Raw genomic sequence first — 7,624 nt, 5'->3', positions numbered from 1 at the left:
GTGATCGTTACATTGCCTGCACCCTCTGTTGCATTGATCACGTTGTCTGCGGTGACCGCATCAATATTGATCACTGCACCTGCTGGGTTCGGTGGCAAGCTGTCTATCACTTCACTGCCCGGTAATGATGGGTTCCCTGCTGGGTCAGTGGCCACTGCAGTCACGGTACCGCCATTTGGCAAGTTACCTGGATTCGGTGTTGTCCATACCCCAGTGGTTGGGTCCGTTGGCACTTGCACTGTGCTTCCATTCGGGAAGGTCACCGTTACGGTTGAGCCTGGTTCTGCCGTACCGGTAATCGGATCTGTCGCATTGATTGGGTGAATGTCTGGCGCATTCGGCGCAGTCACATCCACGGTATAAACTTGGGTATCAGTTACATTACTGCTATTACCTGCTGCATCAGTAAATTTGACATTGGCATCAATAGTTTTGTCGCCATCCGCCACCAAACCGCTACCAGGGACACTGACACTCCACGTACCTGCCACTGTATCTACGATTGCAGTGTACGTCACACCGTTGACAACAACGGTCACAACAGTCGTCGCTGCATCCGCTGGGATACCAGTCAACGTTCCAGTCAAGGTCACATTGCCAGCTGATTCTGCAGCATTTAACACATTGTCTGCAGTCACTGGATTGATATTAAATTTTACAGCATCAGTATTGGGTGGTGTGGTATCTGCATTATTGTTACCCCCGCCACCGCCTCCACCACCACTGCTACCAGCGGCAATACCACCAATAGCAAGTATAGGTAAAGCCCATAACCATGGACTAAAACCATTAGATGTTTCACCTGCGTAAAGCAAAGGTTCCACTGCTTGAATAGGCTGTAATGTTGCTGCTTCAACAGGCGCTGCCGCTGCTTCAGGTACAAGCGCGGGTGTTTCCTCTAAAAAGACAGCACCTTCATGATCATCATCATCAGAGTCTGCATCTGCGTCCGCATCTGCATCTGCATCTGCATCACTTTCAGCATCTTTAAAATGTGCCCATACAAGTTGATTATCTTCACCCTGAAGAACCAGACTATTATCCGCTACGTCACTATTATTAAAGAAATTATGAATAACAATCGTTTCGCCATTTTTTAATACTACAACTGCATTTACACCATCTCTCTTAACAACTGAAATATCACTTGCAGAGACCTTAATTAATACAACTGAAGGTTCAGAGGGTAATGTTGCTGTTTTTCCCGTCGTATTTACAAGGGTTTGATGACTTTCCTTGGAAATAATTTGTATTTGAGACATGGTTATATTCCTCATTATAAATTTTTAATATTTAATCAATTCTTAATTACATTATTAACTTAAGTTTAAATTATTGTTTCTAAGTGATAGAGTTCACAGCACCACTTTAAATCAAACCCAATAAATGTTAAATAGCTCACAAAATAAAAAAATAAACTTACATTTGAATATTTTTTAATAATAAAATAAGGCAATGATTTAAAAGAATTTAAAAAGCAAAAAACTTTTTCAATCAATTATAATTTTTACACTTTTAAACAAACAAGATGAAAATAAGCTATGAATTCCCAAAAGGTATTTAAATTAAATTTAACAATCTTTTTAATAAAACAGATGAATAAAAAATACTAGACCAATCATTAAAAATTAAGTTTAAAAATAATTCACAATATTTTAAAAACAAAATAAAAAAGCCTTTTTATAAAAAGGCTTTTTTAACAAATGGAAAAACTATATAACTAGAAGTTATCTGGATTCTCTAGACGTTTAACTTCCTCTCTCTTATTCGGGTGATGCATGGTTGCCACGCCATCTTCGGTTTTCTGATCCAGTAGAATCTCAGGATTGTAAATTGTGATCGTCTCTCGCCCTAAAGTATCCTCACCGACAATATATTTAAAACCACGGCGATTCATCTTATTGCACATACGCTGATAAAAGCCTTTAAAGCCTTGAGTCTCCTCACTAGGGTTGTAGTAAAAGGCATTCATCACTGCAGGTAAACCTAAGCCACAGACCACACCTGAGAGTAATACACTAATAAAAGTGTAGCCAATCAAAATACTACTGTATTGACTTAGCTCTGGAATGTTCGCCACGGCGAGAATCAAAGCGAGTGAAATGCCTCCACGTACGCCTCCCCAAGACAGAATTGCCAAGCTCCCGTTATAACTCTTATTGCGAAAGGATGGAAACAATGCAAAAGCAGCGAAGTTCGCCGCAAAACGTGAGAGATGTAAGATAATGAAAGCAATGATTCCGCCAATAATAAGGTTAGCACTTAGATCAAGGATGAAAAGTTCTAAACCGATCAGTGTAAAAAGGAAAGAATTGATAATTCCTTCAACAGTATGCCAGAAATGGTTCACTTCGCGGATTTCACGCTGTTCACGAATTTCTTGCCACTTATTCCCCACGATCAAACCACCAATCACACACGCAATCGGAGCAGATGCATGTGCAAATAAGGCAACCAGATAAGAACCACTCGCAAGCAATGCGGTGGTTAAAATCAGTGATTCCATCTCATGTTTACCGCGTAGTAAACGTAAGATTGCGAATCCAAAAGCAAAACCAATAATAACGGCAACAAAGATTTCATATAATAAAGTTTCAATTGTCGCCAATAATGAGAAATGTTCACCCTGTAGAACTTTTAATAAAGTCATAAATAATGCAATACACATAGCATCATTAAATAACGACTCACCTTCTAGTTTTACAATTAAATGATGGGGTGCACGAATCGAACTTAACACCCCTTTTACCCCAATTGGATCTGTCGCCCCCAGTGCCGCACCTAATAATAGTAAAACACCAATTGGGACAGGATAGCCAACCAACCATTGAAACAAATATAGTAAACCTGCATAAAATCCTGCACATAACACCAGTGCGATCGTGGCTAAAATACTAATCGGTTTCCAATGATTTCTTAAATCTGAGATTTTAAATTTAAGTGCTGATGACGTTAAAATAAAACAAATTACACCATTAATTAAAAAATCATAAAAATCAATATTTCTTACAGCTGCTTCAATATTATGAATATTAATGGTAATAAACTGATTACCATTTAATAGACTGGCTCCCCACTGCAAAATAAAGACAAAGATTGCAGAAACAATCGGAACACCAATCGCCTGAGGGAAACCTAATATTCGTTTATTAAAAATAGTCGTGGCAATGGATAAGGCAAAAACAACCGTCAATGCTTGTAGAAGAAAAAAATTACCCATACGACCTCTTTATTTATTCAATTTTAAATACATAGATTCTATTTAAACTTTAAAAACTGCAGTGAATCATAAAATTTAAAGCATTTTCAACTGAAGAAAGGGTGGCAGTCTATGCTGTGATTCATTCATCTTATTATTTAATTTTTATCAACAAATGGTTTAAACACAACAATAAACCAATCATCCTCAACTCAGCACAGACAACGTTATTTTACGTTAATTCTTCTTTTAATTCGTATATCTTCCGTATAAAAATCAAGGAGCAACGCTCCTTTTTTATCCTATTTAAAAGTATTACACTGATTGATGTCACCCGATTTTAATCCGATTTGGAACCATTGCATCCGCTGTTCACTTGTACCGTGGGTAAAGCTATCTGGTACAACTTGTCCTGTCGCACGACGCTGCAAATAGTCATCACCAATTTTCTCGGCTGCATCCATCGCTTCTTCAATATCACCTTGTTCTAAGAACTGTGTACGCTGTTGGTTCTGGTGTGCCCATATCCCTGCAAAACAATCCGCCTGTAATTCTAAACGCACAGAAAGTTGGTTGCCTTGTGCTTGGCTTGCTTGTGCACGTGCCTGCTGTACCTGACCAGAGATCCCTAATAAGTTCTGAATATGGTGTCCAACTTCATGCGCAATCACATAAGCCTGCGCAAAATCACCCGCCTGATCCTGACGCGAAAGCTCTGTTTGATTTTGCTCTCCTGAAATGCCCATTTGCTGGCGCATATCCTTAAAGAAAGAAGTATCAATATAAACCTTTTGGTCTGCTGGACAATAGAATGGGCCCATTGCAGCTTGCGCGGTTCCACAACCTGAACGATCTACCCCACTAAATAATACAAGACGTGGTGGCTTATAAGTCATTCCGAGCTGTTGAAAGATGGGTGTCCAAGTATCTTCTGTATCCGCTAACACCGTTCCAACAAAATCACTGGCTTCTTTTTGCTCAGCCGTCAAGTTTTGTGGTGCACCGCCTTGTTGAGATGATTGAGCAGTGACCGCTTGTGTTGCTTGATAAGCTTGTTGAGGGTCAACGCCAAAGAACTTCCAAGCGATGAAAGCAACCACTAACCCAATAATACTAATCCCACCCGCTTTAGCACCGCCACCACCGCGACGGTCTTCAACATTGGTACTGACTCGACGACCTTTCCAACGCATAACTACCTCACATAATTCTGATGATGACGATCTCAGTTTAAGCCGATGCTTTTTTTGGCCATAGTTTTTGGATCAGGCTCACAATGATCAATACCACTGCACCAGCAAGCAAACCGATACCCAGATTAATCAAAGTTGGCGTTAAAGCACCAATAATTGAACCAAAACTTGGAATGAGCTCTAAATGATCAACAGTTTCTTCCGTAAAATGATGCAATAAAGGAATAGTATGGGTAATTATCCCACCGCCAACTAAAAACATTGCAACCGTTCCAACAATCGAAAGTGTTTTCATCAAAATTGGAGCAAAACCAAGTAGACCACGTCCTATTTTATTTTTAAATTCGGAAGCTTGTTGTGTTAGATATAAACCTAGATCGTCAATTTTTACAATCATTGCAACCAGGCCATAAACCCCGACCGTCATGACAATTGCAATGATACTCAATACTGTCACTTTAGTCATAAATGCTGCTGTTGCAACGGTACCTAACGAAATCACCACAATTTCAGCAGAGAGAATAAAGTCAGTTCGAATCGCACCTTTAACTTTCTCTTTTTCAAATTTAGCCAGATCAACCTCGACTTCCTGTAAATCTTCACTTGCCTCTTCTGTTGTTTTGGCTTTTTTATGCTTCAAGGTATGAACGACCTTTTCGACACCTTCATAACATAGAAACAGACCACCAATCATCAGTAATGGATTAATCAGCCAAGGTGCAACAACACTAATTAATAGTGCTAATGGGACGAGAATTAACTTATTAATAAATGAACCTTTGGCAACACTCCAAACTACAGGTAGTTCTCGGTCAGAACGCACGCCACTGACTTGCTGTGCATTAAGGGCTAAATCGTCCCCCAAGACGCCTGCTGTTTTCTTTGCTGCCATTTTACTCATCACAGCAACATCATCTAAAATTGTTGCAATATCATCTAGTAATAGTAATAAACCACTCGCCATTTTTATTTCCTAGTTTGTATTTATATCGCTATTGTAGAATTACCTGTTGAAATCACAATATGATTTTAAGAAAAAGTTAAAATTATCGCTGACGAAAAAAATTTATTTCTCGTACAATAATATCAATCTTATATCTATGAAATAACTGAATCTTGGAACATATCATGAGTAATATTGATCAACGTCCAATCATTTTGACAGGCGACCGTCCAACTGGACAACTTCATCTTGGACACTTTGTCGGTTCATTACGTTCTCGTGTAGGTCTACAAGACAGTCACCATCAACATTTGTTACTGGCTGATGCGCAAGCGATGACAGACAATGCAGATAACCCAGATAAAGTCCGCAACAATATTCTTCAAGTTGCACTCGACTATCTTGCTGTTGGGATTGACCCGAGCAAAACGACAATTTGTGTACAGTCATGCTTACCCGCACTGAACGAATTGACCATGCTTTACCTCAACTACGTGACTGTTGCACGTTTAGAGCGTAATCCAACGATTAAATCCGAAATTCAAATGCGTGGTTTTGAACGCGACATTCCAGCTGGCTTCTTATGCTATCCAATTGCTCAAGCAGCAGATATCACTGCATTTAAAGCAACTGTGGTTCCTGTGGGTGAAGATCAGATCCCAATGATCGAACAAACCAACGAAGTGGTACGTCGTGTGAATCGTCAAATTGGTCATGACCTATTACCAGAATGTAAAGCATTGCTATCGAATATGGCTCGTTTACCAGGCTTTGATGGTAAAGCGAAAATGTCGAAGTCATTGGGCAATACCATTGTGCTAAATGCTTCTGATAAAGACATCAAAAAAGCAGTCAATGCGATGTATACCGATCCTAATCACCTTCGTATCGAAGATCCAGGTCAGGTTGAAGGCAATATCGTATTTACTTATCTTGATGCTTTCGATCCAAATAAAGAAGAAGTGGAAGAATTAAAAGCACATTATCGTCGTGGTGGTTTAGGCGATGGCACTGTGAAAAAACGATTGGAAGGTGTACTGAAAGAATTGATTACCCCGATTCGTGAACGTCGTGCTGAGTTAGAAAAAGATCCTGATTACATCATGGATATTTTAAAACATGGTACAGACAAATGTCGTGATATCACTCAACAGACACTGGATGAAGTAAAAGCTGGATTAGGATTATTTAGATTCTAATTTACGTTACTTTTCCAGTAAAAAAGCCCATCTTTGGGCTTTTTTACATTAAGCGTTTGATTTAAGTTTAATTTTAGAACTTTGTCAAAAAATACAAAGCTAACAATTTTCGTCACTTATTAACATCTATTAACAGTAGTTAACATGAATACCGATGAACTTGGTCAGGTTTTTTAATACTATGGCCTTGTAGATTAGTTCACACTAATCTCATGACATTTCTCCTTTCAACCGGAACTGTTTTAAACAGATTCGTTGTTCAACGCAGTGATCACCCCAATCATTGCGTTTTTTTTCGTCTGCAATAATATGAACGATTTAGGTTGAAATTTAGACGAGTTGTCTTTACTCTTATAACTGTTTTATTTTTATAAAAATTTTATTAATTAACTCTAAAAGATAAAAGAGTAATACAGATGATCTGGGATCTATTAACACATCCTTCCAATATTGTTTTTAGCATTGCTTTAATGCTGTGCCTGTTTATCGGCATTCTTGAACTTTTTTTACTGTTATTGGGTGGCAGTTCTAGCTTTTTAGAGCAGTTTTTACCTGAGAGTCTCAGTCATGTTGATCATGCCGATGTTTCTTTGGAACAGTCTGATCATTTGTTAACTCAGCTTTTAGAATGGCTTTATCTTGGCAAAGTGCCGTTGCTGATTTGGCTGATCATCTTCTTAACCGTTTATGCACTTACAGGCCTAATCCTCCAAGATGTGTTCTATCAATTGACTGAACACTATCTGTCTGCTTGGATTGTTGCACCTGCTTGCTTATTTCTGTGTATGCCACTGGTACGCTATAGCGCGGCACTGATTGCTAAGATTATCCCTAAGGATGAAACCACAGCAATTCAGACAGATGATTTAATTGGTAGAACAGCGCAGATTATTCTAGGTGATGCCAAACCCAACTCCCCTGCACAAGCCAAAGTCAAAGATCAATTTGGCCAAACCCATTACGTCTTGGTTGAACCCGAGCTTGATATTGTTTTTCATCAAGGGCAACAAGTGATTTTAACGCAAAGAACCAAAATTGGATTCCAAGCAGTTGCTTCTTAATTTTTATATTTATTACATGAGGGTGTTTA

The 7,624-nt window shown here is 38.9% G+C and carries 6 protein-coding genes; 2 read left to right on the top strand and 4 right to left on the bottom strand.

The features are described 5' to 3' along the window. The 4 genes from F909_RS10915 to F909_RS10930 form a co-directional block, all read right to left on the bottom strand. A partial coding sequence (locus F909_RS10915; RefSeq protein WP_005150368.1) for a BapA/Bap/LapF family prefix-like domain-containing protein occupies positions 1-1,262 on the bottom strand: 1,262 nt, incomplete at its 3' end. 458 nt (positions 1,263-1,720) lie between these two features. Then, the gene (locus F909_RS10920; RefSeq protein WP_005150367.1) at positions 1,721-3,220 is read right to left on the bottom strand and encodes a cation:proton antiporter; all 1,500 of its coding nucleotides are present in this window, start codon (positions 3,218-3,220) and stop codon (positions 1,721-1,723) included. A gap of 281 nt (positions 3,221-3,501) precedes the next feature. Continuing rightward, positions 3,502-4,392 carry a KPN_02809 family neutral zinc metallopeptidase gene (locus F909_RS10925; RefSeq protein WP_005150356.1) on the bottom strand — a complete coding sequence of 297 codons (891 nt, stop codon included), beginning with the start codon at positions 4,390-4,392 and terminating at the stop codon, positions 3,502-3,504. 37 nt (positions 4,393-4,429) lie between these two features. Next, the gene (locus F909_RS10930; protein WP_005150353.1) at positions 4,430-5,356 is read right to left on the bottom strand and encodes a DUF808 domain-containing protein; all 927 of its coding nucleotides are present in this window, start codon (positions 5,354-5,356) and stop codon (positions 4,430-4,432) included. 164 nt (positions 5,357-5,520) lie between these two features. Between F909_RS10930 and trpS the strand changes: the two genes are divergently transcribed. Both trpS and F909_RS10940 read left to right on the top strand, forming a co-directional pair. Further along, positions 5,521-6,534 carry a tryptophan--tRNA ligase gene (gene trpS / locus F909_RS10935; RefSeq protein WP_005150350.1) on the top strand — a complete coding sequence of 338 codons (1,014 nt, stop codon included), beginning with the start codon at positions 5,521-5,523 and terminating at the stop codon, positions 6,532-6,534. A 416-nt stretch (positions 6,535-6,950) separates the two neighbouring features. Continuing rightward, the gene (locus F909_RS10940) at positions 6,951-7,595 is read left to right on the top strand and encodes a YqiJ family protein (protein ID WP_005150348.1); all 645 of its coding nucleotides are present in this window, start codon (positions 6,951-6,953) and stop codon (positions 7,593-7,595) included. The last annotated feature ends 29 nt before the right edge of the window (positions 7,596-7,624 follow it).

The sequence above is a fragment of the Acinetobacter sp. ANC 3929 genome (assembly GCF_000369405.1).
In the GTDB taxonomy this organism is placed as follows: domain Bacteria; phylum Pseudomonadota; class Gammaproteobacteria; order Pseudomonadales; family Moraxellaceae; genus Acinetobacter.
Note: the sequence above shows the minus strand (reverse complement) of the source record. Positions and strands in the feature narration are given on the sequence as shown.

What these genes read in the sequence shown, in the direction of transcription:
- F909_RS10920 (WP_005150367.1), bottom strand. Translation starts at nt 3,220, where the DNA reads ATGGGTAATTTTTTTCTTCTACAAGCATTGACGGTTGTTTTTGCCTTA.
- F909_RS10925 (WP_005150356.1), bottom strand. Translation starts at nt 4,392, where the DNA reads ATGCGTTGGAAAGGTCGTCGAGTCAGTACCAATGTTGAAGACCGTCGC.
- F909_RS10930 (WP_005150353.1), bottom strand. Translation starts at nt 5,356, where the DNA reads ATGGCGAGTGGTTTATTACTATTACTAGATGATATTGCAACAATTTTA.
- trpS (WP_005150350.1), top strand. Translation starts at nt 5,521, where the DNA reads ATGAGTAATATTGATCAACGTCCAATCATTTTGACAGGCGACCGTCCA.
- F909_RS10940 (WP_005150348.1), top strand. Translation starts at nt 6,951, where the DNA reads ATGATCTGGGATCTATTAACACATCCTTCCAATATTGTTTTTAGCATT.